The following is a 26,711-nucleotide window of genomic DNA, read 5'->3' as shown; positions in this document are numbered from 1 at the left end:
CGAACCACATTACCTGTTTGATCGAAACGGGCAACCGGGCTGATGCTATTGAGGTACAGCCTGGCTGCAACCAACGGTACTCCCTGGATATACAGCAATTTAACTTATCCTGATGAACGAAAGGTTTCGAGGCAGGATTGGCTGATAAACCTGATGGACCTAAATATACTTACGCTTCGTTTGTCATTATTACAGAGCGCACTCATGAGCCGATACCATGTTGCTGGCAGTGAAGGTAAGTTTGAAAAAGACTCAGGCGAGCAGGTCATGGCCAATAAGCTGGGGCTCACCGATTCCACTGAGATGAACGAGGCAGAACTTGTTCTGTTAGAACAACTCTACCAGTCAGTTTTTGAAGAAAACTTTCCCGAAGGGAAACTTAACGTCGCGCTACTAAAAAGCTGGCATCGCCGCTGGCTGGGTAACATCTACGAATGGGCTGGACAAGAGAGAACGGTCAATATTAGCAAGGGTGGTTTTATGTTTGCGCCTTCAGCACAATTGCCAAAACTGCTGAACGAATACAACAAGTATCTTGCGCATTACACGCCCTGTAACGTCATGGAAGAAGAAGAACTCATCATTGCTATCGCCGTTACCCATGTCGAGCTGATACTTATACATCCCTTCAGAGAAGGAAACGGACGTTTGTCGCGGCTGTTAGCGGATGTCATGGCGGTTCAGGGAGGATACAAACCGCTGGATTATCAAAGCTGGGAGCAGAATAAAACCCAGTATATTTCGGCTATTCATGCTGGTATGTCAATGGACTACGCGCCAATGAAATACTGGGTCAGTCGGGCACTGAGAAGGCACTAAGCCAGTCGAAGATGCGCGAATTTTTTGCGCGCGGCTTCAAGTGAGGCCTCGACGCTAGCTGAGGACTGGCCGGTTTCAACAGCCGTTGACGTTGCTACTGAACGAATGATATCGGAGCGAGAAGGTTTAGCATAACCTGAGTGCGCTTTTTTTCTGTTGTTGGTCATTAAGCCCTCTCTACATCAGTGCAGTTGCGTAAGACACCATAGCCTCAAGAGTATATCAAAGCTTTGAACCAACATCACGTTCCCTTCTGGCTCGGCAATCTGATGTCCCATCAGGCTTCAAAGAATCTCATGAGCCCGGTAAATAAACCCCACGTAAGGCGATGAATCGCGCCGCTACGGCTATTGTGCGAATTGCGGTTTCATTGACTGAATGGCAGCAACGCGGCCGCGCGAATGTTTTCTGAAGCAGCTACGCCAGGCTAATTATCCGATCCGTTAGTGGCATACAGCGGCCATGACTCAAACAGATAGCCGTCGAAATCAATGTCGTCCACATCGGAGAACTCCAGCAGCAGCTGCTTGACGTTTTCCAGGTGCTGCCACATCGCCTGTTTCGCGGCGCGCGCGTCTTTCTTGATTAAGGCGGCGAGGATCTTTTTATGATCGTCGAGCCACTTTTTGCGGTAGTTGGTGTTGATCAGATGCCGGTGCAGCTGGCTCCACATCACGTTGTCTTCGCGCCACTGCCAGGATTGTTTGAACAGCTCCACCAGCATGCTGTTGTGCGTGGCTTCGGCAATCGCCAGATGGAAATTGCGATCGCCGTTTTCGCTGTCGTTTACCGCGCCTGACGCCAGCTCACGCTCTTCCAGCGCCAGCGCCTGGCGCATTTTAATGATGTCTTCACGCGTCGCCTGTAATGCAGCGAATTCGGCGATATTGCTCTCCAGCAGCTGACGGGCCTGTAGCATCTCAAACGGACCGGCCGCATTGCAGGCGGTTTGCGCAGCGGCACGCGGTGCCGGCGTGTCGTTGATCACGTAAATGCCTGCGCCACGCCGCACTTCAATCAACCCTTCCAGCTCCAGCATAATCAGCGCCTCACGCACCAGCGTGCGCGTGACGTTCAGCAGCATCGCCAGTTCACGCTCTGGCGGCAATCGCTCGCCAATCGCGTACTGTTTCTGCGTAATCATGTTGCGAAGCATCTCGCCCACTTCCTGATAGGGTCGCTGTGCTGAAGCTTGTGGTTTCATAACGCTCTTTTCTGCTGGTTCAGACATTAGGCCGCCAAATTTTCTACCCTGCACTATAACACAGGGCGTGATTTTCACCGTGGGTTAAGGGTGAAGTAGCGTCGGGCGTTATGGAAGCAGATATCCTGCAACATCGCACCCAGCGCGGCTTCATCGTGCGGCACAATGCCGTCACGCACCCACTCGCCAAACAGATTGCACAGAATGCGGCGGAAGTATTCGTGCCGCGTATAAGAGAGAAAACTGCGCGAATCGGTCAGCATGCCAACGAACTGACTGAGCAGCCCCATCTGCGCCAGCTGCTCCAGTTGCCGCAGCATCCCGTCACGCTGATCGTTGAACCACCAGCCAGAGCCGAACTGCATCTTGCCCGCCATGCCTGCGCCCTGAAAGTTACCCGCCATGGTAGCCAGCACTTCGTTGTCACGCGGATTGAGGCAGTAAAGAATGGTTTTTGGCAGCTGGTCATTGGTGTCCATCGCGTCAAGCAGGCGCGCCAGCGGCCAGGCAACAGGATGATCGCCGATGGAGTCGAAACCGCTGTCCGGGCCGAGCTGACGGAACATGCGCGTGCTGTTATTGCGGATCGCACCGATATGTAACTGCATCGCCCAGCCACGGCGGGCATACTCCGCGCCCAGCCACACCAGCACGGCGGTGCTGAACTGCGCAATCTCCAGCTCGCTCAGCGCCGCACCGCTGCGGCGTCTGTTGAGGATGCCATCCAGCACGCTGTCGGCTGGCACCGCAGCATAGCGCAGCGTTTCAATGCCGTGGTCGGCGGCGCGGCAGCCATGGGCGGAAAAGTGGTCCAGGCGGCGCAGTAGCGCTACACGCAGCGCATCAAAGCTGTCGATGCTGACATCCGCGGCGGCTTCCAGCCGGGTCAGATAATCGGTGAATCCTTCCAGTTCTATCTTAAACACCCGATCCGGACGCCAGCTCGGTGCCACCTCAATATCAAAGCTGCTGTCTTCAGCTATCTGACGATGATACTGCAGGGAATCAACCGGATCGTCGGTGGTGCCCACCATGCGGACATTCATCTGGCGCATAATACCGCGCGCGGAAAATTCAGGCGTGGCCAGCTTCTCCGCACATTCATGCCAGATGCGCGGGGCGGTTTCCGGTCCAAACAGCGTGTCAGTGATGCCGAACGGCCGGCGCAGCTCCAGATGCGTCCAGTGATAGAGCGGATTGCCGAGCGTTTTTGGCACGGTCTGCGCCCAGGCGAGATATTTATCGTAATCGCTGGTGGTGTTACCGGTGATCAGTGATTCCTCTACGCCCGCCGCGCGCAGTGCGCGCCATTTGTAGTGATCGCCCTCCAGCCAGATTTGCCCGAGGTTGGCAAACTGCCGGTCTTCTGCAATCTCCTGCGGATTGAGGTGGCAGTGGTAATCATAGATCGGCATCTGCGCCGCCACGTCGTGATACAGGCGACGCGCCACCTCGCTATGCAACAGAAAATCGTCATCCATAAAACGCTTCATTTGGCCTCCGGATTGAGGGATGCAACCGCGGCTCTGGCACCCTGCTGGCACAGGCGGTCATAGGTTTGTTGCAGGGCGGCAACAAAGGCCGGATTGGCGGCTAAGTCATCCGCGAAGATATCGTTAATGCCCAGCAGCGCCTGCACGCGGGCGGGACCTGAAGGGAACTGCTGATTAATCCGCTCAAACTTAGCGACCAGCGGATCAGCCACCGGGTAACGCTCGCCCTTTTCGTCTTCGCCGAGGATATAACGCATCCAGCCCGCGATGCCGAGCAGCAGATGCCGGCAGTCACTGCCGTGGTGCAGATGATAACGCAGCGAATCCAGCATGCGCTGTGGCAGTTTCTGACTGCCATCGCTGGCAATTTGCGCCGTGCGATGGCGCAGCGACGGATTACTGAAGCGCTCAAGCAGTTGATGTGCATATGCGTTCAGATCGCTGCCTGCCGGCATCGTCAGCGTGGCACGCTGTTCAGTCAGCATCAGCGACAGCGCGGCCTGACGGTAAGCGGGCAACTGCATGGTATCAGCGATAGTTTCACAACCCCCAAGGTAGCCGAGATACGCCAGAAACGAGTGTGTGCCATTCAGCAGACGCAGTTTCATCAACTCGTAGGGGGCGACATCCGGAACAAATTGCGCACCAACGCGCTGCCAGTCGGGACGTCCCGCCACGAAGTTATCTTCGATCACCCACTGACGAAACGGCTCACAGGCGACACCGCAGGGATCGGCGATGCCCAGCAGCCCGGTAATCTCGCGCTGCGTCTCTTCCGTCACGGCCGGCACGATGCGGTCAACCATGGTGCAGGGAAACGTGACCTGTTGCTCAATCCATGCCGCCAGCGCCGCATCCTGCCGTTGTGCCAGACCGATGACCGCAGCCCGCGCGACGTGGCCGTTATCACGCAGATTGTCGCATGACAGCACGGTAAAAGGCGCTAACCCGGCTTCACGCCGCAAGCGCAGCGCCTCAACGATAAAGCCAATGGCGGATTTCGGCTGCCGGGGATGGGCCAGATCGTGCACGATCAGCGGATGGGTGCTGTCCAGTTCGCCGGTTGCGCCATGAGTGCAATAGCCTTTTTCGGTTATCGTCAGCGAGACGATGGCGGTTTCCGCGCGGGCAAGCGCGTTAAGAATGCCGTCACAACCGTCCAGCGCCGGGTGCAGCGCTGAATGCACGGAACCAATGATTTTGACGTCATGACGCGTCGCGCCTTGCTCGGTGACGCTGTAGAGCAAATTCTGCGCGCGCAATTGTTCCACCAGCTGTCTGCCGCTGGCCGACATCAGGTTGACCTCGCAAATGCCCCAGTCGCTGTCGCTTATCTCCAGCAGATGGTGCTGATAGAGCGCCTGATGCGCGCGATGAAACGCACCGCAGCCGATGTGCACGATGCGCGGCACCAGCCGCTGCTGCTGCCATGCGGGCCGCGCCACCTTAATGCTGGCGTCGGCAAGGTTGTGTTGCATGTGAACTCCTCAGTGTCCGGCGCGACTGCGCGTCCGCCGGGCAAGCGGTACAGGACGACCGGCGTCAGAAAAAGGCGCGGTGTATCGCCAGTTCAACGCCACGAATCTCAGCCAGACCTTTCAGTCGGCCAATCGCGGAATAACCCGGGTTGGTTTTCTTGTGCAGATCGTCCAGCATCTGATGCCCGTGGTCGGGCCGCATCGGGATCAGGTCTTCCTGCCCCGCATTACGACGGCGTTGCTCCTCTTCGGCAATCGCTTTGATCACCGCAAACATATCGACATCACCGCCAAGGTGCGCGGCTTCGTGGAAAGTTTTGGGGTTGGCTTCACGCCGGGTTGAGCGCAGATGGGCAAAATAGATGCGCGGCCCAAAACGTTTCACCATGCCGGCTAAATCATTTTCCGCCAGTACGCCGTACGAACCGGTACACATCGTGAAGCCGTTGGCCGGGCTCTCGATGGTGTCGATCATCCACTGCAGGTCGTCGGCATTGGAGACGATACGCGGCAGGCCGAGGATCGGGCGCGGCGGATCGTCCGGATGTACCGCCATGCGAATACCGACCTCTTCAGCAACCGGGATGATGCCGCGCAGAAACGTGGCAAAGTGCTCGCGCAGCCGGGCTTTGTCGATGCCGTCATAGCGCGCCAGCTGAGCACGAAACTGCGCCAGCGTATAGCCCTCTTCCGCGCCGGGTAATCCGGCGATGATGTTACGCGTTAGCCGCAGCTTGTGCTCTTCGCTCATGCTGGCGAAGCGCGCAGCGGCCTGGGCTATCTCGTCAGCGCTGTAATCATTTTCTGCGCCCTGACGCTGCAGGATATGCAGCTCAAATACCGCAAATTCAATCTGATCGAAGCGCAGCGCTTTCGCGCCATCCGGCAGCTCGAACGCCAGATCGGTGCGCGTCCAGTCCAGAATCGGCATGAAGTTGTAGCACACGGTGTGGATGCCGCACTGCGCCAGATTGCGCAGCGACTGCTGATAATTGCTGATCCACTTCTGGCACTGCCCGCTGCCGGTTTTGATCTCCTCATGGATCGGCACACTCTCCACCACCGACCAGACCAGCCCGGCCGCCTCAATCATCGCTTTGCGCTGCAAAATCTCCTCCACTGGCCACACCTCGCCGTTCGGGATGTGATGCAGGGCAGTCACAATGCCGGTAGCGCCCGCCTGTCGGGCATCGGCGAGTGAAACGGGATCGTCAGGGCCATACCAGCGCCAGGTCTGCTTCATGTCGTTCTCTCCTGCGGGCCTGAGCATCATCCTCAAAGCCCTTCCATTTTGGTTGACCAATTTTACAAGCGAAGCGCTTTCTGAGTCGTAAAAAGTGCCTGCGCAGCGTCAAATTCAGCTTTTCACCGGCGGAAGTCAACCTGATAAATGATTTTGGTTAACCAGATCACAAATACCGCATCAGGCTGGCGACCACCTGGCCTAACTGTGGTTCACTCCCGGCGGATGGTTAAAACAGGACGCATCACGCCACGCCCGGCAATCAAGGGCCAGGGGTTATGCGCTGGCCGGTATGGACTCCACCTCCGGCCAGGCAGTCACAGACGTTGCTCACACATGCTGTTAATAATGAATGGAGAATCCGATGAACCGCAGTTTGAACCCAGGGATTGCCGCAACCGGCACGAAACGCGTCATCCGTCATCTGCGCTGGTGGGTGCTGGTGCTGTTTCTGGCCGGCGTCACCGTCAACTACATTACCCGTAACTCGTTAGGCATTCTGGCACCCGAGCTGAAAACCAGTCTCGGCATCACCACAGAACAATATTCATGGATAGTCGGCGCTTTTCAGCTGGCTTATACCTTCTTTCAACCGATCTGCGGCTGGCTGATTGATGTCATTGGCCTCAAACTCGGCTTCTTGATCTGCGCCACCATCTGGGCGCTGGCCTGTCTGTTCCATGCCGGCGCCGCCAGCTGGTTGCACCTGGCCATCTTGCGCTTTGTCATGGGCGGAGCTGAAGCGGCCGCCACGCCGGCTAACGCCAAAGTGATTGGTGAATGGTTCCCGAAAAAAGAGCGTCCAATTGCGGCCGGCTGGGCCGGCGTCGGCTTCTCGATTGGCGCTATGCTGGCGCCCCCCATCATCTACTTTGCCCACGCCTCGTTCGGCTGGCAGGGCGCGTTCCTGTTTACCGGCTGTCTGGCTCTGGGCTGGGTGGTGCTGTGGTGGCTGTTGTATCGCGATCCGGAACGTAACCCGAATCTCAGCAGCGATGAGCTGGCCTTTATTCGTCAGGATAATGAGCCACCGGCGGTCAAACTGCCCTTCTTCAAAGCCCTGAAAACCGTCTCCAGAAACAAGCGTTTTTACGGTATCGCCATTCCCGCTTTTATGGCTGAACCGGCATGGGGCGTGCTGAGCTTCTGGGTACCGCTCTATCTGGCAAAAGACCTGGGAATGGACCTGAAACAGATTGCCATGTTCGCCTGGCTGCCGTTCCTCGCGGCGGATCTCGGCAGTGCAGCCAGCGGCTACCTGACGCGCATCTATACCCGGCTGTTTGGCTTCAGGCAGGTAAATTCCGTTGTCGCCAGCTCGGTCACCGGCGCCTTTCTGATGCTGTCGCTGGCGCTGGTGGCGATGACCAAAGACCCCTACGTCGCGATTGCCCTGATCTCGATTGGCGGTTTTGGTCATCAGATCATTTCCTGCATGTTGAGTGCGCTGGTGGTGGAAAAATTTGATAAGGGCCAGATGGCCACGGTGAATGGCATGCGCGGCTCGTTTGCCTGGATCTCCAGCTTCCTGTTTTCGCTGGTGATTGGCGTGACGGCTGACAAAATCGGCTTTAACCCGCTGTTTGTCGCCATGGGCTTCTTTGACCTGATCGGTGCAGTCTTCCTGATTGCGTTTATTGCTGAGCGTCGTTCAGCGACCCAATGAAGTAGGTAACGATGAAAACCTTAAAAAACTGGTCCTTAGCCCATTCTGATCGTCACCATGTGGTGCTTAACGTCGATGGCAAACACCATCTGTGCCTGTACGTGCTGGAAAAAGGTCTGTTCCGCGTGGTGATCAAGCGCCACGGCAACTACAGTCTTGACCGCACCTGGAGCATAGCACCCGAACAGGATGTTCCGTGGGAAGGGCGTCCGCGCGACAGCCTGGCCGGGTTTAGCCTGCCCGGTTTTACGCTGGAGGAAGAAGCCGATTGTCTGACTATTAGTACCGACACGCTGCGCGTGATGGTGCGTCAGCCACTGGCGCTGGAGTGGCAGTACCGTGATGCCGCAGGCGACTGGCAACTGCTAACCGGCGATCGCCCCACCAGCGCCTATCAGATCAACGCACACGGCGACGGCGTGGCGCACTATCAGCGCCGCATGGCGGACGACCGCTACTACGGTCTGGGCGAAAAAACCGGCGATCTGCAACGCAACGGCAAACGCTATGAGATGCGTAATCTGGATGCTATGGGTTACAACGCCTCCTCCACCGATCCGCTGTACAAACATGTGCCCTTCACCCTCACGCGGCGTAACGACGTCAGCTTTGGCCTGTTCTACGATAACCTCAGCACCAGCTGGTTCGATCTGGGTAACGAGCTGGATAACTATCACCAGCCGTATCGCCGCTGGCAGGCGGAGAGCGGCGATATCGATTACTACCTGTTTGTCGGCAAACGGGTACTGGATATCACCAAAACCTTCGTGCGCCTGACCGGTAAAACGCTGTTCGGCCCCAAATGGAGTCTGGGATACAGCGGCTCGACCATGCACTACACCGATGCGCCGGACGCGCAAAACCAGCTGATGAACTTTATTCGCCTGTGCGAAGAGCACGCTATTCCGTGCGACTCCTTCCAGCTCTCTTCGGGTTATACCTCCATCAATAACAAGCGTTATGTGTTCAACTGGAACTACGACAAAGTGCCGCAGCCGGAAGCGATGAGCGAGGCGTTTCACGATGCCGGCCTGCGCCTGGCGGCCAACATCAAACCCTGCCTGCTGCAGGATCACCCGCGCTATGAAGAAGTCGCGGCTCAGGGACTGTTTATCCGCGATTCGGAAGAAGATGTGCCCGAGCGCTCGGTGTTCTGGGATGATGAAGGATCGCACCTCGATTTCACCCATCCGCAAACGGTGGCCTGGTGGCAGGAGAACGTCACCCGTCAGCTGCTGGAAAAAGGCATCGACGCCACCTGGAATGATAACAACGAGTATGAAGTCTGGGACGGCGAAGCGCGCTGTCACGGCTTCGGCACGCCGATTGCCATCAAGCATATTCGCCCGGTGATGCCGCTACTGATGATGCGCGCCTCGATGGAAGCGCAACAGCGCTTTGCCCCCGAACAGCGACCGTTTCTGATTTCGCGCTCTGGCTGCGCCGGGATGCAGCGTTACGTGCAAACCTGGAGCGGCGATAACCGCACCAACTGGACCTCGCTGCGCTACAACATTCGCATGGGCCTTGGCATGAGCCTGTCCGGCTTGTATAACATCGGTCACGATGTCGGCGGTTTCTCGGGCGATAAACCCGACGCGGAGCTGTTTGTACGCTGGGTGCAGAATGGCGTCATGCATCCGCGCTTCACCATTCATTCGTGGAATGACGATCACACCGTGAATGAGCCGTGGATGTATCCTTCGGTCACACCCGCGATTCGGGCTGCCATCGCGCTGCGCTATCGCCTGATGCCGTATCTCTACACGCTGCTGTGGCAGGCGCATGCGGACGATGAACCGATGCTGCGCCCGACGTTCCTCGATCATGAACACGATGCCCAGACCTTTGCTGAGTGTGATGAATTCCTGCTCGGCCGCGATCTGCTGGTCGCCAGCGTGGTGGAACCCGGCCAGCGTGAACGCCGCCTGTGGCTGCCCGACAACCAGACAGGCTGGTATGATTTCGCCACGCAGCAGTGGTACAGCGGTGGTCAGTGGATCACCTTACCTGCGCCCCTGGAAACGCAGCCGCTGCTGGTGCGCGCAGGTGCGGCACTGCCACTCAGCGAGCGTATTGCTCACGTCGACGCCGCCGCAGACGATCGTCGCACGCTGCAGCTTTATCCATTGCAGGGCAAAGGCGTTAGCCACGGCGAACTGTTCGAAGATGATGGCGAATCCTGGGGCTATCAGCAGGGTAATGCGCTGTGGCTGCAGTGGGAAATGCGCTGCGAAGCCACAGCCATTCACCTCAGGTTACGGCGCAAGGGTGACTATCAGCCGGCATGGCAAACGTTGCAGATTGCCCTGCCCGCCGGTGAACAGCGTGCGCTGTTTATCGACGGTGTCGCCGCAGGCGCTGCGCCAGCCGACGTGACGCTGGCGCAGATTTCCCGCAGCTGATAAACCACAAGAGCGCACCGATGTCGGGTGCGCCTGATTACCTTCATCGCAGCCCGCTTTTTTCTCCCTCAGCAGCTTACACCACCACGATATCTGCCCGTTTTCTGTCCCGACGTTATCCCGCGAATAAATCTATCCGGTTTAATACGCTTATTTCACCACCCTGCTCACCCGATTAATCCTGGTTGCTTACTAATATAATAGCTGCGCTTAATGCAGGCATAAGCGTTTATTGCTGAGGCGATTGCGTAAAACATGACGACGCACTGGCTAAGCCATCGTAATAATATGCCTTAATACGGAAACGCCGCGGTTTAAGCAATATTCAACTGTGGCGCGCTATTAGTCATTAAGACGACATTAACCGGGTAATTCCCGACTTCTCAAAGGGCCTCTGTGATGAAAAGATTGCTGTTACCGATGATGGCTTTACTTGCCAGCCACGCCACCCTTGCCGCCGACGGTCAAATCACGTTCGTCGGCGCGATTGTTGAACCCTCCTGTGATTATGCGGTGACGCGCAGCGTCTCGCTGAATTGCACGCGCGAAGGGATTAAAAAGAGCGAAACCCTGCAGGTTAATAGTGCCGCGCGTGAATTACCTTACGCGCTGGGCACCGCGCGCATTATCCGTGAGCGTGGTTTGACTTTTCTGCAGGTAGAATATAATTGATGGTTTTAAGTCTGATTTACTCAGCTGCTCATTATCCTAGTCATTATCACTGCCTGGCAAAGGAATGCTTTATAAAACAGTGTTTCTCTTAACCCATCCTGGCATTTCACTTCCAAAATAACAGACACCTGATTAATCTGGCATTCAACGCTTCAGTCTGCAGATATTTTTAACTGCACGATGATGGATATAAGATCATTTGCGACATCATGATTTTATATAAATATAGCGCCTGAACCAACAGGCCGGAAGCGCCCCGTCTGATGGCCGCGGCCGGGTATTCAGCTCGCGCGCCTGATAGCCCTTGCTGCATTGACTTCTTTCGTGGTGCAGGTACATTTTACGCCATGAAAACCTTTCTGATTATTGTCCCGGACGGCGGCATGCTGTTCGAAGCGGCGGGTATCGCCGACATCCTGATGCACGCCAACCTGCACCTGCCGGTGGGCGTTGCTGGCGCACGCTATCGCATCAGCATTGCGACCACGCAGCCGCACCAGGTGATCCACGGCCAGTCCGGCCTCAATCTGCTCGCCGATCTCAAACTGGCAGAACTCGACCCGCGCGAACGCTGGGACACCATCATGATTACCGGCCGCGGTGATAACCCCGAAGAACGCAACATGGTGGTGGACTGGATTAAGCTGGCTGCCCCGCAGGCGCGCCGCGTGGTGTCGATTTGCGGGGCGGCGATGCTGCTGGCGGAGGCGGGATTGCTGGATGGCCGGCGCGCCACCAGCCACTGGCGTCTGCTGGACACGCTGCAGGCCAGCTATCCGCGCGTGCAGGTTGAAGGCGGCCCGCTGTATATCCAGGACGGCCCAATCTGGACCTCTGGCGGCGTCAGCTCCGGCTTCGATCTGACACTGGCGCTGGTAGAGGAAGATTTTGGTTTCAGCGTGGCGCGCGACATCGCGCAGGATATGGTGATGTATCTGCGTCGTCCCGGCGGCCAGATGCAGTTCAGCCGCTTTCACCTGCAGTCCGTCAGCGAGTCGGGGCCGATTGCTCAGCTGCAGAGCTGGATCGCCGCCCATCTGGCGGAAGACCTGTCGGTGGAGAAACTGGCGGCCCAGGTGGCGATGAGCCCGCGTAACTTTACCCGCGTGTTCAGCCGCGAAACCGGCGTTTCACCGGCGCGCTATGTGGCTGAAGCGCGGCTGGCGGCGGCGCGCGAACGGCTGGAGCAGACGCGCGAAACGCTGGAACGCATCGCCATCGCCACCGGCTTCGGCAGCAGTATCAACCTGCGGCGCAGCTTCGAACGCCAGCTGCATCTCACGCCCAACGAATATCGCCAGCGCTTTCACAGCCGCAAAATGGCGTAAAGTGATCCTTTTTTGTCGTTTACGCCAGCGTGCCTCCGGCCTACAGTGACTGTAGTAACTTCACTAAGGAGTCAGTCATGATCAAGGTAGGCATTAACGGTTTTGGCCGTATCGGACGTAACGTATTCCGCGCCGCGCTGGGCAGCAGCGACATCGATATTGTGGCGATTAACGATCTCACCGACAGCAAAACGCTGGCGCATCTGCTGAAGCACGACTCCCTGCTGGGTCGGCTGCCAGCCGAAGTCAGCGCTGGCGACGGCGAGCTGCGCATTGATGGCAAACCAGTGCGGGTGTTCAGCGAGCGCGATCCGGCCAATATTCGCTGGCGTGAAGTGGGCGTGAATATCGTCATCGAAGCCACCGGCTTTTTTACCGAGCGTGACAAAGCCGCGGTACATATCACGCACGGCGGCGCCAAACGCGTGATCATCTCTGCGCCGGGCAAAAATGATGATTTGACGATTGTGATGGGCGTCAACGACCAGCGCTACGATCCGCAACAGCACTTTGTGGTGAGCAACGGCAGCTGTACCACTAACGGCCTGGCGCCCGCCGCGCAGGTGCTGCATCAGGCGTTTGGTATTGAGCACGGTCTGATGAACACCACCCATGCCTATACCAACAGCCAGGCGCTGCACGACCAGCCAGAGAAAGATCTGCGCGGCGCGCGTGCGGCGGCGCTGTCGATTGTGCCGTACTCCAGCGGCGCAGCTAAAGCGCTCGGCCGGGTGATTCCGGAACTGGAAGGCCGCTTAACCGGTTACTCGCTGCGCGTGCCGGTGCCGGTGGTGTCGGTAGTGGATCTGACGGTGACGCTGAAACGCGACGTGACGGCCGAAGAGGTGAATGACGCCTTTAAAGCCGCTGCTGCTGCGGGTCCGCTACAGGGTATCCTCGGCTACAGCGATGAGCCGCTGGTCTCCAGCGATTATCAGGGCGATGCGCGTTCATCGATCATCGACGGCTTATCGACGCTGGTGATTGGTGGCAACCTGGTGAAGATCCTTGCCTGGTACGATAACGAATGGGGCTTCTCCAACCGTCTGGTTGACCTCGCGCGCCTGATGGCACAGCGCGGTCTGTAATCTCCCCGGCGGCGTGCGCCCGACCCGCGCACGCCGCGCTAATGCGCCAGATAGAAGATCAGATGCATACCCGGTGCCTGCTCAATTTGCAGCGAGGTAAAGGTGTATGTCTGCATCCTGCCTTCGACATCAATCAGGGTTTTATTGCCCGCGCCGATTTTCCCCACATCATGGTCATTCCACAGCGTGCGAAACCCGGCGCTGCGCGCCAGCAAATCCTCGATCACCACTTCGAATTCCTGCGCCTGATTGCTGGCGGCATAACCGGCGCGAAACGCCGACAGCGTATGGCGCGCCGCCTCTTCCCAGCCATGAATGCGCTGCTGGTAGGCTTCACTGATGAACATCAGCTTGAGCGAGTTGCGATCCGCCGGTGGCAGGGCCGCCCAGTCGACAATCAGCGACTGCGCCGCCGGATTCCAGTAGACAATATCCATGTTGGCGCGGCGCACAAACGCCGGATGTGGGTCCAGCGCATCCACCATCGCCCTCACCTCAGGCGGCAATTCATGACTGAAAGGTTGCGAATGTGCGTTACCAAACACCAGCGCTTCAAGATACTCCTGCTCGGTGACCGAGAGCTGTAGCACTTTGCCGATGCGCTGCAGCGCAGCGGGCGAAATACTGATGTCGCGACCCTGCTCGAGCCAGGTGTACCAGCTGACGCTAACCGCCGCCAGCTGTGCCACTTCTTCGCGCCGCAGTCCGCTGACGCGCCGGTTTTGCCGGCTGAAGCCATAGATCTGCGGATCAATACGCGCGCGCTGGCGGGTAAGGAAGTTTTTCACATCTTCACCACGCGATTTTACGGCCTGGGTATGACCTGTAGTCATAGGATAAACCACCCCATTTTTCACTGACTGATTGACATTTACTATCACCGGACAGAGTAAGGTATCTCAGCGGAGTAAAGCAAAGTATGTCAGCAGATTCAGTTTCCGCCGGACGGCAAGCAGTCCGGCACACCCGGGTGAGCCTGATCACCATGCTCACCGGCATGGTGACCCTGATTGTGGTAATGGGTATCGGCCGCTTTTCACTCACGCCGCAGATCCCGCTGATGATCGCCAACGGTCACCTGACCCTCTCCAGCGCTGGTGTGCTGGCGGCGATGAATTACATCGGCTACCTGCTGGGTGCACTGCACGTGAGCCGGATCACCGCCCATCACGCGCGCTACCTGAAGGCCGGTTTGCTGGCCACCGCGCTGGTGACTCTGCTCTCCGGCTTTAGTCATGCCTGGGTGCTGCAGTGCCTGTTCCGTGTGGTGGCGGGTATCGGTGGTGCCTGGGCCCTGATTATCGTCACCTCCTGGACGCAGATGGTGCTGGCACAGCAGCAGGCTCCGCGCATGTCCGCCGCGGTATTTGCCGGCCCGGGAGCTGGCATCACCCTGAGCGGCGTGCTGGCGTGGCTTATCACCCGGTTACACCTGAATGACGATCGCGCCTGGCAACTCTACGGTGTGGTCGCGCTGGCTGGCGTGCTGCTGCTGTGGCGCGCGCTGCCCGCGTCGCTCCCAGCCCGGCAGCGGGAAAGTGCGTCGGCGGCTCCGGGTCACGAGGTGAAACGGCTATGGCTGGCCTATACGCTGGCCGGTTTCGGCTACATTTTGCCCGCGACGTTTCTGTCACAAATGGCGCATAGCCTGTTTGCTCAGGGTCAGCTGGCAGCGCTTTTCTGGCCGCTGTTTGGACTTTGCGCAGTGGCTGGTGTGGTGCTAATTATGCTGTTTTCAGCGCGCCTGAATACGCGCCTCAGCCTGGCGTGGATTATGATCCTGCAGGGGCTGGGCGTGGCCAGCGGCGTGCTCATCCCGGGCGTGAACGGGCTGCTGATCTCAACGGTGATAGTCGGGCTGGGGTTTCTTTCGATTATGCAGCTGTCGATGCAGCTGGCGCGCGCCGTCTCCAATATCAGCGTGGCAAAAACCGTGGCGATATTGACGTCAGGCTATGCCACTGGCCAGCTAATCGGGCCGCTGATCTCCGCTGCCAGCGTGCAGATTTTTGCTTCACTGCACCCCGCGCTGCTGCTGGCCGCTGGCGGACTGGTGCTGGGCGGACTGCTGGTGCTCCGCATCCGCCCGCACTGACGCGCTTACTTCAGTGCCATCGCCTGCTTCAGCGTGAAGAACAGGTCGGTCTGATCGGTCAGGCCGACCACATTCGCCGCGTGCGGACCATAGGCCGCGATGCGCAACTGGGTGCCGGTGTGCTCCTGGGAATCCTCTTCCGAGTTACCGTAGCTGATGGTCATCACCGCGCCATCTTTGGTGTTGAGCGCCTGAGTCAGACCCGGCGCTTTGGTACCGTTTTCGACGATCTGGCTGCTGTGCGCGTGATCGGCGGTTACCACCACCAGCGTATCGCCGTGCTCGCGCGCATACGCCAGCGCCACCTGCACCGCCTCATCTAAATCGACGGTTTCACCAATCTGACCGCACGGGTTAGCGGCGTGATCCTGCTTATCAATCGACGCGCCCTCCACCTGCAGGAAGAAGCCGTTGTCGTTGTGGCTGAGCAGGTCGATGGCTTTTTGCGTCATCTGCGCCAGGGTTGGCATTGATGCCGGACGATCTTTATTGACCTCACAGGTCACCACCGGTTTATCCAGATTGCCGTGATAGCTAGCTTTCGGCCCCTGCCAGCGCACCGGCATGTTGCCCTCCGAGAACAGCCCCAGCAGTGGCGTCTGTTGATTCGCCTGCTGTACCGCATTCAGCGCGGCGAGATTATCGACCAGCTGGAATCCCCGTATTTCGGCCTGCTCGCGCAGGGTTTTGCCCTGATAGTCGCCCGCTTTAGCCCGCTCAGCGAAAGATTTGGCGCCGCCGCCCAGCGTGACGTCGGGACGGGTTTGCAGCAGCTGCTCGCTGATCGATCCTTTCCCGCCCTGCTCCAGCGCGTTGCCCGGACACAACTCGCTGGTTTTTTCCGGGCCGTAGCATTTGCGCGAGGTAACGTGCGCCATCAGCGCGGCCGGCGTGGCATCCTGCAGTTCTGCGGTGGAGACGTTGCCGGTGGCTTTGCCGGCTGCTTTGGCCAGCTCAAGCAGCGTGACCTGATCTGTGCCGTTGACATCGACGCCAATCGCGCCGTTATAAGTTTTCGTGCCGGTGGCCCAGGCGGTGGCCGACGCGGCAGAATCCGTTACGTAGTTTGGCTTATGCGTTTTCTTGTCCAGCGAGTAATGGGTGTACTGGCCTGTGAGCGGCAGCGCATCAATACCGGGAAAGAAACCGCCGGCCCCCATTGCCTGATTGCGTGCCGCGGTGATTTCGGAATCGCCCATACCATCGCCAATCAGCAGGATGACATTCTTCGCCGTGCTATTGCTCAATGAGGCTTTCAGCGCCTCGGTCTGGTCGCCGCTCAGGCGACGCGCGCCGCCTTGCTGGGTGATATCGCCGGTGGCGGCGCGTTGATAGCTGGCGCTCTCTGCCAGCGCGGACATGGTGGTGAGTGAAGCCAGCAGAGAGAGCGTGAAAAGAGGTAAGCGTTTCATTTATCAGCATCCTTATCCGTAGATATAACCAAATGTTTCCGCCGACAAGTCTGCGACAGTGCGGTGACACTTTTGTGTCAGTTAAGGAATGTTTTGATGACAAAAGCGGCAAAGTGGAGAGGCTTAAGGCAATCTGCGCAGAGGTTAAGCGAATAGAAAAAAAGGAGAAAATAGACCTTGACCCTTATCGCTGAACTCCCTATAGTAGCGCCCCGTTGACCCAGTGCGGTTAACAAAAAAATGTGGTGAGGTGTCCGAGTGGCTGAAGGAGCACGCCTGGAAAGTGTGTATACGGCAACGTATCGGGGGTTCGAATCCCCCCCTCACCGCCATCATTTATATAAAAGTGCCCAGTTAATAGCTGGGCATTTTTATTTGTATATTCTCCCGACCTGGGGGGGATGAGAATCCCCGATTGGGGGTTCGACAACTGGCGCATGCCAGTTGGACAGCGGAGCCTGCGACGCTGCCCGCAGGGTGAGCGAAGCGAATCAATCCCCCCCTCACCGCCATCATTCAGAGAAGAGCCTGTACGCAAGTACGGGCTTTTTTCATTTATATTCTCCACGCGTGGGGGGATGAGAATCCCCGGTTGGGGGTTCGACAACTGGCGCATGCCAGTTGGACAGCGGAGCCTGCGACGCTGCCCGCAGGGTGAGCGAAGCGACAAAATGGCAGGATAGCCGTTTTGCATGGCTGCAAGCCACCCGAAGGGCGAGGCACAGGGATGTGCCGGGTGACATCAATCCCCCTCACCGCCATCATTTATATATAGGTGCCCGGTTAACAGCCGGGCATTTTTATTTGTCTGTTCTCCAGGTGCTTTTGTGCCACAGGACGCATAATCGAAAGATCCCTTTTCGCTGCAATATCGCGTGGGCAGCGGACCGTGTACTCTTACCGGAAATTCTGCAGGGTATCCTTTTCATCTACTGATGAGGTCTTTGAATCAAGAGGGAATGCGTGATGACCAGACTGAAAAAGCACCGGGTATGTTCCGGCCACTCTTTTCGCTGTTTAATGAGACGGACGAACCATTGCCTGACGGGAGAACATTAACATGGCCGTTCAGTCAAACGTATCCCATATTCTTACCGAACTCGCGCACAACGCCCGGCAGATAGACGAGAGCCAGGCGCAGGCATTCATCGCACAAATTCGCAGCGCGAAACACATTTTCCTGCAGGGTGCCGGGCGCAGCGGCATTGCTATCCGCGCGTTCGCTAACCGTCTGTTGCATCTGGGTTTCTCGGTCAGCCTGGTCGGTGAAATCTCGTCACCCCACTCCAGACCTGGCGATTTATTGATTATTGGTTCTGGCAGTGGCGAAACCGCGAGCCTGAAAGCACTGGCGCTGAACGCCGTTGAGCGCGGTGTCGATGTGGCGCTGATTACCCTGAAAACAGATTCAGGCATCGGCAGATTGGCCAAATGCGTGTTGGTGTTACCCGGCAACGTTAAAACCGATAACGCACGCAGCGCCGGACGATTCTCGCAGCCAATGGGCTCGGCCTTTGAGCAACTCTGCTTCATTACCTGTGACGCCATGGTGCTTGAAATCATGCATCAGTGCGGTGAAACCAGCGAGAGCATGTTCAGCCGCCATGCGGACTTTGAATAACAGAATAACGCGTTTCACGAACGTCGCTGATTTATACGCGGCAAATCTGACACCAAAACCCTGTGTGCTGACACGGTGTCGCCGTTGATACGGGTGTGCAGGTTAGATAATTTATTCTGTTTATATTTAAGCGTAATTGATTTCCCTGGTGCCGGAGTCAGTTATTGATGTGGATAAGGCCACGCATGATCGAGGCCGGTTGATGACAGGATGCCTGTGACGGCCAGCCAGGCGATCACCAGCGCGAAGACAATAATTGCCGTAATTTCAATTGATTTAATCCAATGACGCTTAGCCATAAATACCCCTTCTCAGTTCAGGTGTTTGTACACTCTTCTCTGAAGATAAGATGTTACCGGTAAAGCGCAAGCGTTGATCACATCATGAAACATAAAGCACAGCTTATTGATTATTTGCGGCGCGAAAATTTGGCATAGCCGTTTGCCCGTCTGCTGGCATCCTGGTGCATCCGGGTTTTTCGTGGGGTGAGTGATGTTATCCTTCAGACGCTGCGTGCACCGGGCTGAGCGCATCCGTTGCCGCTAACCCATTTTTGTGACGCACAATATCCGCCATGATTGCCAGCGCGATCTCCGCCGGGGTTTTGCTGCCGATATCCAGCCCAACCGGTGCGTGAATGCGCTGCAACTGCGCCGGCGTCAGCTCCGCAATCGCGCTCAGGCGCGCTTTGCGTTTTGCGCTGTTGCGCTGCGAGCCCATCGCACCGAGATAAAATGCCGGCAGATTGACCGCTTCCATCATGGTGAGATCATCAATACGCGCATCATGCGTCAGCGAGAGGATCGCCGTGGCGGCATGACAGCCCTCGCGTTCCAGATACACTGCCGGAAACTGCTGCACCAGTTTGACATCCGGCGCCAGTTCGGCCGCCATATTGCTCAGCACCTCTTCACGGTGTTCACAGACGATGGTTTCGAATCCCAGCGCCAGCGCGAAGTTGGCACAGTAAACGGCGACGCTGGAGAGTCCGGCAAGGATCAGGCGCGGCGCGGCACTCAGGGTCAGAACGATTTCACCGTCAGTGACCTGGGTGCGGGCGCGACGGGTATAAGGCGCCGGTTCGAGGGCGTGACACGGCTGCGGCAGCGTCAGGCGTTTAGTGATGGCACGCGCGCCGGTCAGCGCATCCTCCAGCTGCTGTAAATAGCGCAGCGTAGCGGCACCGGCAGGCAACCGTTCGACCAGAATATCCAGTACGCCGCCGCACGGCAGCGCGCGATCAGGCGTATCGCCCCCCTCGCCGTAGCGCACCCGTTGACTGGCGGCAGAGAACGCCTGCTGCTGAACGCGGGTGATAAAATTCTCCTCGACGCAGCCGCCGGAAAGGGAACCGCTGTAGCGCCCATCGGCGCGAATCACCATCATCGCGCCCGGCGGGCGCGGCGATGATCCGTACGTGCTGAGCACGGTACACAGCCACACCGGCTGCGCTTCCGCCCACTGCTGCGCCATCCTTACCACCTGCACATCAAGAGAGTGCATGACTTTCTCCGCTCATCGTTTCCGCCCTTTTTCGTCCCGTAAGCATAGCAATGAAAAACCCGGCCGCAGCCGGGTTGAGATTAGCTATTTTTTTAAGGTTAACTGTAAGCATGCAGCGTGCGCTGGCACAGTGCCGAGCGAACGCAGTCGTCTTTACCGAAACGCACCACGCCAATCATCTCATCCTCTTCGAAGCGCGCCAGCGCATCGGCAAGGCCAGATTTGACGCTGGCGGGCAGGTCGCACTGGGTGACATCACCGTTGACAATGACGGTGACGTTTTCGCCCAGGCGGGTCAGGAACATCTTCATCTGCGCAGCGGTGACGTTTTGCGCCTCATCCAGAATCACCACCGCATTCTCAAAGGTACGTCCGCGCATATAAGCGAAGGGCGCAATCTCTACCTTGGCGATTTCGGGTCGCAGGCAGTACTGCATAAAGGAAGCGCCGAGACGTTTAACCAGAACGTCGTAAACCGGTCGGAAATAGGGAGCGAATTTCTCGGAGATGTCTCCTGGCAGGAAACCGAGATCTTCATCCGCCTGTAAAACCGGGCGCGTCACAATGATCCTTTCGATGTCCTTATTGATCAGGGCCTCGGCTGCTTTCGCAGCGCTGATCCAGGTTTTACCGCAGCCGGCTTCACCGGTCGCGAATATCAGCTGTTTCGTTTCTATGGCGTTAAGATAGTGCGCCTGAGCATCGTTTCTGGCCTCAATTGGTGACCGGTCACGCACATCGCGCGCCATGCCAATTGCATCCAGCCCACCCATCTGCACCAGCGAAGTGACCGATTCTTCTTCACGCTGACGATGACTGCGAGAGTCACTGCGAAGCACTCGGCGGGCTTCACGACGCGCTTTGATCACTGCTTTCTGTCTTCCCATAGTGGCACCTTACAGTTGGTTTCATTTATCGCGGCGGATCACCCGCGGCGATGATTTGAACGCTTTAGAGGTTTTGTTGGCTTCCTTGTAAGCCGTATCGAGCCAGTGAGAAAAGTGTGCAACAACGCCGAAACGCTGCCGCGCACCGGTAAACATCGGAAAAGAATTCGAAGGTGATAAAAGAAAAGTGAAGAGGATTCTCACGCGGGAGGCAATCCCCCGCAGCGTACTGCGCTAGCTGAAGTGTATTTAACTGTCCGTATAAGGACCGGGCCATGCGCGAACTCCAGTGGACTTAGCCACACAACTGACGACGCTATGACTAAAGTTCATCATATTTCCGCCGATTTGCAACACTATTTTTACTTTACGGCAAAGAAAACCCGCGTGCCGCTGCCTTATCCCGGTGCGCTTAAATTAAATTAATAATAATATTCAGTAAGATAGGTAATTCGGCACTTAACAAACTGTTTCAGAAAATTCGGACATCACAGCGAGACAGGAGAAATTTAAGGCGGGCTTAACAGCAGCGCCTGGCACCGCGAACGGCGGACAAGCGCTGTATATTAATTAATCAGGCTTCGAGCAACGGCTGCCCCAGATAATGATTTTTGTCCGCCACACCGGGCAAAACAAAAAAGTATCCGCCGCCGATGGGACGAATATATTCTTCCAGCGCTTCGCCATTCAGCCGTTTCTGCACGGTAATAAAGCCTTTGCTTAAATCGTGCTGATAACAGACGAACAGCAGCCCCATATCCAGCTGCCCTGCCCCGGTAATCCCCGAGGAATAGCTGTAGCCGCGCCGCAGCATCAGGCTGCTGTCGGTTTGCGGCGTGCGCGGATTGGCGAGCCGGATATGCGCATCCAGCGCGATGATCTCGCCGTCCGGATCGCGGGCGTAATCCGGCACGTCGTGCTCATGCTGCATTCCCAGCGGCGCGCCAGACAACTTCTCACGACCAAAAATGGTTTGCTGCTCGCCCAGCGGCGTGCGGTCCCACATTTCAACGTGAAAACGGATGATGCGCACCGCCTGATAGCTGCCGCCGAGCGTCCACGCCGGTTCCTGCTGTTCCGGTGTCACCCACAGCAGCTGGTCCATCAACTGCGCATTGTGGGTATCCGGATTGGCGGTGCCATCTTTGAAACCCAGCAGGTTGATCGGCGTTTCGCGCCCTTTGCTGCGTGCAGCGTGATCGGCGATGAAGCCGTCGCGCCGCCAGCGCACCGCCAGCAGATCCGGCGTGTGCTTGATGATATCGCGCAGCGCGTGAATCACCGTATCCTGGGTATTGGCGCAGATCTGAATCAGCAGGTCGCCATGACACTGGGCGGCGTCGAGCGAATCGTTGGGAAAGCGAGTCATCGTCTGCAGCTGGCTGGGTTTATGCGCGGCCAGCCCGAAGCGCTCGTCGAACAGTGAATGCCCCACCGACAGCGTCAGGGTCAGGTTATCGGGCGCAATGTCCGCCCCCAGGATGCCGGAGTCGAGCGGCGGCAGCTGCGGATTGGGCACCGCAGGCGCCGGTCCGCCGTGGGTGAGAAAGGCAAAGCGCTGCGTCAGCAGCCGCATCAGGCGTTCCAGTTCGGCTTTATCACTGGCCAGCACATCAAACGCCACCAGCATCATAGATGCCTGCTGCGGCGTCAGGATGCCGGCCTGATGAGCGCCGTAAAACGGTTGCGCCTGCTGGCGCGCGTCGGGTGCAACCGTGCCAGGTGAGAAACTCTCTGCCGCGCTGGCGGCATGGAACGGACAGCCGCCGCCCAGTGCCGCCGCGCCACCCAGCATGCCTAATCCCTGTAACAGACGACGACGCGACGGTTGCGCCGCGTCATTTTTTTTACTCATGATTAATCAAGACCTAAAGTGCCGCGCAGCAGGGAGAGATCTTCCGCCAGCGTGGTGATGGGCCCTTTCAGCGCATTACGGTCGCTGGTGGTCAGCTTTTCATAGGAGGCAAAACCGTCTTTGGTGCGGTATTTGCTGAGAATGCCATCCACCTTCTTAAAGTTCGCGTCCACTTTCGCCAGCAGCTGCGGATTGGCTTTTTGCAGCAGAGGACGCAGCAGATCAACGATTTTCTGTGCGCCGTCGATGTTGGCCTGAAAATCGGACAGATCGGTACGGCTGTAGCGATCTTCCTCACCGGAGATTTTGCTGGACGCTACCTCTTCAATCAGGCCTGCCGCGCCACCGACCACTTTCGCCGGCGGGAAGGCCAGCTCGCTGACGCGGGTTTGCAGATCCTGCACATCCTTATACAGCTGGTCAGCGAACGCGTCCGCGCCTTTGGTGGTGTTGTCGGCGAACAGTAGTTTTTCCAGCCGGTGGAAGCCGGTAAATTTCGGATCTTCCGCTTTTTTCTCGAAGTCATCTTCACGCGCGTCAATACTGCCGTCGAGGTCAGAGAACAGTTCGGCAATCGGCTCGATGCGCTCGTAGTGCACGCGCGTCGGCGCATACAGCGCTTTGGCTTTTTCCACGTCACCGGCTTTGACCGCGTCGGTAAAGGCTTTGGTGCCGGCCACCAGCGCGCTCACCTCGCCCATCACGTAGACTTTGTAATCGGCAATCGGCCCGACCAGCTGCAGCACGTCCGGCTTGCCGCTGCTGGCGGTTTGGCTGTCACCGCTGACCACCAGTTTGCCTTTCGGATTGGTGAGCAGGCCGCAGGTCATGTCATATTCACCCGCTTCCAGGTTGGCGGTGAGCTTCTGGCTGAAGCCGGGCGCGATGTTTTCGCGCTCTTCCACCACCATCACGCCTTTAAGGATTTCCCACTCCAGCGCTTTCTGGCTATTGTTTTTGATGATGAACTGGGTTTTACCGGCCTGCACGTTGAGCGACATCGGCTCGCACTGCTTGTCAGTGACCGTCACCGTGACCTGCGGTACGGCAGCGGCAGAAGCGGCACCGGACAGCGCCAGCATGGAGAGCAACAGCGCCTTACGGCGGAAGCGAATCGTCATAGTCATATCCCTGTTACATGAAGGTACAGGCGCACGCGCGCCTGCGAAAATTTAGCGCACCGACCGTGCGGCGCTGGGTGCCGGACGCGCCGGGAAGAAAAACAGCAGCAGCGCCGGGATCAGATAAATCAGCCATACCGCGACTTCGCTGACGCTCGGCGCTTCCTGATAACCCAGAATGCCTTCCAGCAGCGTGCCAAAGATCGAATGGGTAGAGAGCGTGTTGCTGAAGTCAAACGCGGTCGCCTGGAAGTGGTTCCACAGTCCCGCCTCGTGGAAGGCGCGGATCGCCCCCGCCGCCAGTCCGGCCGCCACCAGCAGGATGAACAGGCTGGTCCAGCGGAAGAAGTGCGCCATGTTAAGCCGCACGCCGCCGTAGTAAATCAGCATGCCCAGCACGATGGCGGTCACCAGACCCAGCACCGCGCCTATTGGTGGCGCATAGCCGACATCCTGGGTGAAGGCCGCCAGCAGAAAGAACACCGACTCCAGCCCTTCACGCGCCACGGCGAGGAACACCATCAGCACCAGCGGCAACCCGCTGCCGCCCGGCTTCTGCAGCGCCTGATCGACGGATTTTTCCAGCGTGGCTTTGATATTGCGCGACACCTTGCGCATCCAGAACACCATTGAGGTGAGGATCACCACGGCAATCACCGCCACGATGCCCTCGAACAGCTCCTGTTGTTTCTGCGGGAATTCACCGGTGGTTTCGTTGATGAAAATACCGAGCGCGAGGCACAGCGCCGCAGCAATAAACACGCCGGCCCACATCGCGGGGAACCACTGGCTGCGCTGGGTGCGTTTGAGATAGCTGGCAATCAGGCTGACGATGAGCGCTGCCTCGAGACCTTCGCGCAGCATAATGAGAAAGGGAACGAACATCACCAACCTCTTGAATGTTAAGGAGGGTAAACCTAAGGTAAAAATACGTAAAGTGCGAACGATATCGATTATCATTATCGCGGATGAAAATACAAGTCACCGCGCGAAATTAATTTTGCTTTTGCGGACCAGGTAGCGATGCGGGAAAGTCAGGGCGGGGTGACAGATTAGGCGATAAATCGCGCGCAGAGGACGTGACACTGACAGTGCGGGGAGCATGGCACTCGCGCTCCCCGCTTTACTCAGACCATCACCGTTATTTGGTGTTGTATTCCGCTTCGGCGGCATCGAAACGCTGCTGCGCTTCAGCCGACGGTTCGCGGCCAGCCAGGCTCACCACGACAATCGCGATGCTGGCAAACAGGAAGCCCGGGATGATTTCATACAGGTTGAGCCAGGCGTACTGCTTCCAGATCAGCACCGTAGCGGCCCCGATAATCATGCCGGCCAGCGCGCCGTTGCGCGTCATACGCTTCCAGCACACGCCGAACAGCACCACCGGACCGAATGCGGCACCAAAGCCTGCCCAGGCGTAGCTCACCAGCCCCAGCACGCGGTTCTCCGGGTTGGAGGCCAGCGCAATTGCCACCAGCGCAATCACCAGCACCATTAAACGGCCAACCCACACCAGCTCTTTCTGGCTGGCATTTTTACGCAGAAACCCTTTATACAGATCCTCAGTCAGCGCGCTCGAGCACACCAGCAACTGACAGCTCAGGGTCGACATCACCGCCGCCAGAATGGCCGACAGCAGAATACCGGCGATCCACGGGTTGAACAGAATGCGCGCCAGCTCGATAAACACGCGCTCGCCGTTTTCGCTTACGCCCGCCGCCTGCTCCGGATGGTTCTGGAAATAGGCGATACCGAAGAAGCCCACCGCAACAGCACCGGCCAGACACAGGATCATCCAGGCCATGCCGATGCGGCGCGCGGTGCGAATAGAACGGTGCGAGTCTGCGGCCATGAAGCGCGCCAGAATATGCGGCTGGCCGAAGTAGCCAAGGCCCCAGCCGAGCAGTGAAATCACCGCCACGAAGTTCAGGCCCTTCAGCATATCGAGGTTTTCCAGGCTTTTCGCTTCAATCACTGCCAGCGAATCATCCAGGCCACCGACGGCGATAATCACAATCACCGGCGTCAGAATCAGGGCAAAAATCATCAGGCTGGCCTGTACGGTATCGGTCCAGCTCACCGCCAGGAAGCCACCCACCAGCGTATAAAGAATGGTTGCAGCCGCGCCAGCCCACAGCGCGGTTTCATAACTCATGCCGAAAGTGCTTTCAAACAGGCGCGCACCCGCCACGACGCCCGAGGCACAGTAAATGGTGAAGAAGATCAGGATTACCAGTGCCGAGATGACGCGCAGAATTTTGCTGTGGTCTTCGAAGCGGCTGGTGAAAAAGTCTGGCAGGGTTAAAGCGTTATTGTGATGCTCGGTCTGCACGCGCAGGCGACCCGCAACAATTTTCCAGTTCAGCCACGCGCCAATCGTCAGGCCGATGGCAATCCAGCTCTCAGAGATCCCGGAGAGAAAAATCGCGCCCGGCAGTCCCATCAGCAGCCAGCCGCTCATGTCCGAGGCCCCGGCCGACAGCGCGGTCACCACGCTGCCCAGGCTGCGACCGCCCAGAATATAGTCGTCAAAGTTTTTGGTTGAGCGGTACGCGATAAAACCAATCAACACCATCCCGAGGATGTAAATGATAAATGTCACCAGCATCGGTGTACTTACTGTCATCTGTCTCTCCACTTATTATTTGATCTCTTAAGAGAAATCTTTTTTCCTGCGTTACCGGAACGGGATAACGTCAGGGCTTTACCGCATCCAGAGAAAGCGATTTCTCATAAGGCGCGGTATCCTGCCGCAAAGGTGCGACGCGCACAATGCATTTAACACAGCTGTTACCTGGGTTTCACCTGACTTTGCATTTTT

At 57.6% G+C, this 26,711-nt stretch carries 21 protein-coding genes, 1 tRNA gene and 1 other RNA gene; 10 read left to right on the top strand and 13 right to left on the bottom strand.

The window, feature by feature from the left end; genetic code table 11:
- Nucleotides 1-204 precede the first annotated feature (204 nt).
- Nucleotides 205-819, top strand: a complete 615-nt coding sequence (locus tag C1N60_RS08570) for a Fic/DOC family protein (RefSeq protein ID WP_058757532.1) — start codon at nucleotides 205-207, stop codon at nucleotides 817-819.
- Nucleotides 820-1,246: 427 nt separating this feature from the next.
- Here C1N60_RS08570 and uxuR read toward each other — a convergent pair whose 3' ends face one another.
- The 4 genes from uxuR to uxuA all read right to left on the bottom strand — a co-directional run bounded on the left by uxuR (nucleotide 1,247) and on the right by uxuA (nucleotide 6,237).
- Complete coding sequence (gene uxuR / locus C1N60_RS08565) at nucleotides 1,247-2,023, bottom strand: Uxu operon transcriptional regulator (protein WP_031280188.1); 777 nt, start codon at nucleotides 2,021-2,023, stop codon at nucleotides 1,247-1,249.
- A gap of 74 nt (nucleotides 2,024-2,097) precedes the next feature.
- On the bottom strand, nucleotides 2,098-3,516 hold the full coding sequence (gene uxaC / locus C1N60_RS08560) for a glucuronate isomerase (RefSeq protein WP_394521653.1): 1,419 nt from the start codon (nucleotides 3,514-3,516) through the stop codon (nucleotides 2,098-2,100).
- Nucleotides 3,513-4,994 (bottom strand): fructuronate reductase, encoded by a 1,482-nt coding sequence (locus C1N60_RS08555; protein WP_394521652.1) that lies wholly within the window; start codon nucleotides 4,992-4,994, stop codon nucleotides 3,513-3,515. The genes uxaC and C1N60_RS08555 overlap by 4 nt, the downstream gene beginning before the upstream one ends.
- A gap of 64 nt (nucleotides 4,995-5,058) precedes the next feature.
- Nucleotides 5,059-6,237, bottom strand: a complete 1,179-nt coding sequence (uxuA, locus tag C1N60_RS08550) for a mannonate dehydratase (RefSeq protein ID WP_394521651.1) — start codon at nucleotides 6,235-6,237, stop codon at nucleotides 5,059-5,061.
- A 364-nt stretch (nucleotides 6,238-6,601) separates the two neighbouring features.
- On the opposite strand from uxuA, the gene C1N60_RS08545 reads away from it, so the two are divergent.
- The 5 genes from C1N60_RS08545 (at nucleotide 6,602) to gap (ending at nucleotide 13,396) form a co-directional block, all read left to right on the top strand.
- Complete coding sequence (locus C1N60_RS08545) at nucleotides 6,602-7,903, top strand: MFS transporter (RefSeq protein ID WP_058771183.1); 1,302 nt, start codon at nucleotides 6,602-6,604, stop codon at nucleotides 7,901-7,903.
- 11 nt (nucleotides 7,904-7,914) lie between these two features.
- Nucleotides 7,915-10,308, top strand: coding sequence for a glycoside hydrolase family 31 protein (locus C1N60_RS08540; protein WP_059009574.1), 2,394 nt, complete (start codon nucleotides 7,915-7,917; stop codon nucleotides 10,306-10,308).
- A gap of 399 nt (nucleotides 10,309-10,707) precedes the next feature.
- Nucleotides 10,708-10,980, top strand: a complete 273-nt coding sequence (locus tag C1N60_RS08535) for a hypothetical protein (RefSeq protein ID WP_394521650.1) — start codon at nucleotides 10,708-10,710, stop codon at nucleotides 10,978-10,980.
- 347 nt (nucleotides 10,981-11,327) lie between these two features.
- Complete coding sequence (locus tag C1N60_RS08530; RefSeq protein WP_059009576.1) at nucleotides 11,328-12,308, top strand: GlxA family transcriptional regulator; 981 nt, start codon at nucleotides 11,328-11,330, stop codon at nucleotides 12,306-12,308.
- Between the two features lie 77 nt (nucleotides 12,309-12,385).
- The gene (gene gap / locus C1N60_RS08525; RefSeq protein WP_394521649.1) at nucleotides 12,386-13,396 is read left to right on the top strand and encodes a type I glyceraldehyde-3-phosphate dehydrogenase; all 1,011 of its coding nucleotides are present in this window, start codon (nucleotides 12,386-12,388) and stop codon (nucleotides 13,394-13,396) included.
- Nucleotides 13,397-13,434: 38 nt separating this feature from the next.
- Here the strand turns inward: gap and C1N60_RS08520 are convergent, their stop codons facing one another.
- Nucleotides 13,435-14,229, bottom strand: a complete 795-nt coding sequence (locus C1N60_RS08520; protein ID WP_058757432.1) for a helix-turn-helix transcriptional regulator — start codon at nucleotides 14,227-14,229, stop codon at nucleotides 13,435-13,437.
- An 86-nt stretch (nucleotides 14,230-14,315) separates the two neighbouring features.
- Between C1N60_RS08520 and C1N60_RS08515 the strand changes: the two genes are divergently transcribed.
- Nucleotides 14,316-15,491, top strand: coding sequence for a YbfB/YjiJ family MFS transporter (locus C1N60_RS08515; RefSeq protein ID WP_394521648.1), 1,176 nt, complete (start codon nucleotides 14,316-14,318; stop codon nucleotides 15,489-15,491).
- Between the two features lie 5 nt (nucleotides 15,492-15,496).
- Here C1N60_RS08515 and phoA read toward each other — a convergent pair whose 3' ends face one another.
- Complete coding sequence (gene phoA / locus C1N60_RS08510; RefSeq protein WP_394521647.1) at nucleotides 15,497-16,903, bottom strand: alkaline phosphatase; 1,407 nt, start codon at nucleotides 16,901-16,903, stop codon at nucleotides 15,497-15,499.
- Nucleotides 16,904-17,147: 244 nt separating this feature from the next.
- Between phoA and C1N60_RS08505 the strand changes: the two genes are divergently transcribed.
- From C1N60_RS08505 to hxlB, 3 genes are all read left to right on the top strand, one after another.
- Nucleotides 17,148-17,235, top strand: a tRNA-Ser gene (locus C1N60_RS08505).
- A gap of 48 nt (nucleotides 17,236-17,283) precedes the next feature.
- Nucleotides 17,284-17,415: non-coding RNA, RtT sRNA (locus tag C1N60_RS08500), on the top strand.
- Between the two features lie 548 nt (nucleotides 17,416-17,963).
- Complete coding sequence (hxlB, locus tag C1N60_RS08495; RefSeq protein ID WP_394521646.1) at nucleotides 17,964-18,524, top strand: 6-phospho-3-hexuloisomerase; 561 nt, start codon at nucleotides 17,964-17,966, stop codon at nucleotides 18,522-18,524.
- 161 nt (nucleotides 18,525-18,685) lie between these two features.
- Here the strand turns inward: hxlB and C1N60_RS08490 are convergent, their stop codons facing one another.
- From C1N60_RS08490 to putP, 7 genes are all read right to left on the bottom strand, one after another.
- The gene (locus tag C1N60_RS08490; protein WP_021509915.1) at nucleotides 18,686-18,823 is read right to left on the bottom strand and encodes a hypothetical protein; all 138 of its coding nucleotides are present in this window, start codon (nucleotides 18,821-18,823) and stop codon (nucleotides 18,686-18,688) included.
- Between the two features lie 196 nt (nucleotides 18,824-19,019).
- On the bottom strand, nucleotides 19,020-20,027 hold the full coding sequence (locus C1N60_RS08485; protein ID WP_394521645.1) for an XdhC family protein: 1,008 nt from the start codon (nucleotides 20,025-20,027) through the stop codon (nucleotides 19,020-19,022).
- A gap of 98 nt (nucleotides 20,028-20,125) precedes the next feature.
- On the bottom strand, nucleotides 20,126-20,914 hold the full coding sequence (phoH, locus tag C1N60_RS08480; RefSeq protein WP_021509913.1) for a phosphate starvation-inducible protein PhoH: 789 nt from the start codon (nucleotides 20,912-20,914) through the stop codon (nucleotides 20,126-20,128).
- A 574-nt stretch (nucleotides 20,915-21,488) separates the two neighbouring features.
- Entirely contained in the window at nucleotides 21,489-22,769 is a 1,281-nt protein-coding gene (efeB, locus tag C1N60_RS08475; RefSeq protein WP_394521644.1) for an iron uptake transporter deferrochelatase/peroxidase subunit, read from the bottom strand.
- A gap of 2 nt (nucleotides 22,770-22,771) precedes the next feature.
- The gene (gene efeO, locus C1N60_RS08470; protein ID WP_136547029.1) at nucleotides 22,772-23,890 is read right to left on the bottom strand and encodes an iron uptake system protein EfeO; all 1,119 of its coding nucleotides are present in this window, start codon (nucleotides 23,888-23,890) and stop codon (nucleotides 22,772-22,774) included.
- Between the two features lie 51 nt (nucleotides 23,891-23,941).
- Nucleotides 23,942-24,775 carry an iron uptake transporter permease EfeU gene (efeU, locus tag C1N60_RS08465; RefSeq protein WP_394521643.1) on the bottom strand — a complete coding sequence of 278 codons (834 nt, stop codon included), beginning with the start codon at nucleotides 24,773-24,775 and terminating at the stop codon, nucleotides 23,942-23,944.
- Between the two features lie 256 nt (nucleotides 24,776-25,031).
- Entirely contained in the window at nucleotides 25,032-26,516 is a 1,485-nt protein-coding gene (gene putP, locus C1N60_RS08460; protein WP_058771173.1) for a sodium/proline symporter PutP, read from the bottom strand.
- Nucleotides 26,517-26,711: the final 195 nt, after the last annotated feature.

The organism is Pantoea sp. SGAir0184 (assembly GCF_043544755.1).
The sequence above is the reverse complement of the archived record's forward strand: the minus strand, read 5'-3'. Positions and strand labels throughout refer to the sequence as shown.

What these genes read in the sequence shown, in the direction of transcription:
- C1N60_RS08570 (WP_058757532.1), top strand. Translation starts at nt 205, where the DNA reads ATGAGCCGATACCATGTTGCTGGCAGTGAAGGTAAGTTTGAAAAAGAC.
- uxuR (WP_031280188.1), bottom strand. Translation starts at nt 2,023, where the DNA reads ATGAAACCACAAGCTTCAGCACAGCGACCCTATCAGGAAGTGGGCGAG.
- uxaC (WP_394521653.1), bottom strand. Translation starts at nt 3,516, where the DNA reads ATGAAGCGTTTTATGGATGACGATTTTCTGTTGCATAGCGAGGTGGCG.
- C1N60_RS08555 (WP_394521652.1), bottom strand. Translation starts at nt 4,994, where the DNA reads ATGCAACACAACCTTGCCGACGCCAGCATTAAGGTGGCGCGGCCCGCA.
- uxuA (WP_394521651.1), bottom strand. Translation starts at nt 6,237, where the DNA reads ATGAAGCAGACCTGGCGCTGGTATGGCCCTGACGATCCCGTTTCACTC.
- C1N60_RS08545 (WP_058771183.1), top strand. Translation starts at nt 6,602, where the DNA reads ATGAACCGCAGTTTGAACCCAGGGATTGCCGCAACCGGCACGAAACGC.
- C1N60_RS08540 (WP_059009574.1), top strand. Translation starts at nt 7,915, where the DNA reads ATGAAAACCTTAAAAAACTGGTCCTTAGCCCATTCTGATCGTCACCAT.
- C1N60_RS08535 (WP_394521650.1), top strand. Translation starts at nt 10,708, where the DNA reads ATGAAAAGATTGCTGTTACCGATGATGGCTTTACTTGCCAGCCACGCC.
- C1N60_RS08530 (WP_059009576.1), top strand. Translation starts at nt 11,328, where the DNA reads ATGAAAACCTTTCTGATTATTGTCCCGGACGGCGGCATGCTGTTCGAA.
- gap (WP_394521649.1), top strand. Translation starts at nt 12,386, where the DNA reads ATGATCAAGGTAGGCATTAACGGTTTTGGCCGTATCGGACGTAACGTA.
- C1N60_RS08520 (WP_058757432.1), bottom strand. Translation starts at nt 14,229, where the DNA reads ATGACTACAGGTCATACCCAGGCCGTAAAATCGCGTGGTGAAGATGTG.
- C1N60_RS08515 (WP_394521648.1), top strand. Translation starts at nt 14,316, where the DNA reads ATGTCAGCAGATTCAGTTTCCGCCGGACGGCAAGCAGTCCGGCACACC.
- phoA (WP_394521647.1), bottom strand. Translation starts at nt 16,903, where the DNA reads ATGAAACGCTTACCTCTTTTCACGCTCTCTCTGCTGGCTTCACTCACC.
- hxlB (WP_394521646.1), top strand. Translation starts at nt 17,964, where the DNA reads ATGGCCGTTCAGTCAAACGTATCCCATATTCTTACCGAACTCGCGCAC.
- C1N60_RS08490 (WP_021509915.1), bottom strand. Translation starts at nt 18,823, where the DNA reads ATGGCTAAGCGTCATTGGATTAAATCAATTGAAATTACGGCAATTATT.
- C1N60_RS08485 (WP_394521645.1), bottom strand. Translation starts at nt 20,027, where the DNA reads ATGCACTCTCTTGATGTGCAGGTGGTAAGGATGGCGCAGCAGTGGGCG.
- phoH (WP_021509913.1), bottom strand. Translation starts at nt 20,914, where the DNA reads ATGGGAAGACAGAAAGCAGTGATCAAAGCGCGTCGTGAAGCCCGCCGA.
- efeB (WP_394521644.1), bottom strand. Translation starts at nt 22,769, where the DNA reads ATGAGTAAAAAAAATGACGCGGCGCAACCGTCGCGTCGTCGTCTGTTA.
- efeO (WP_136547029.1), bottom strand. Translation starts at nt 23,890, where the DNA reads ATGACGATTCGCTTCCGCCGTAAGGCGCTGTTGCTCTCCATGCTGGCG.
- efeU (WP_394521643.1), bottom strand. Translation starts at nt 24,775, where the DNA reads ATGTTCGTTCCCTTTCTCATTATGCTGCGCGAAGGTCTCGAGGCAGCG.
- putP (WP_058771173.1), bottom strand. Translation starts at nt 26,516, where the DNA reads ATGACAGTAAGTACACCGATGCTGGTGACATTTATCATTTACATCCTC.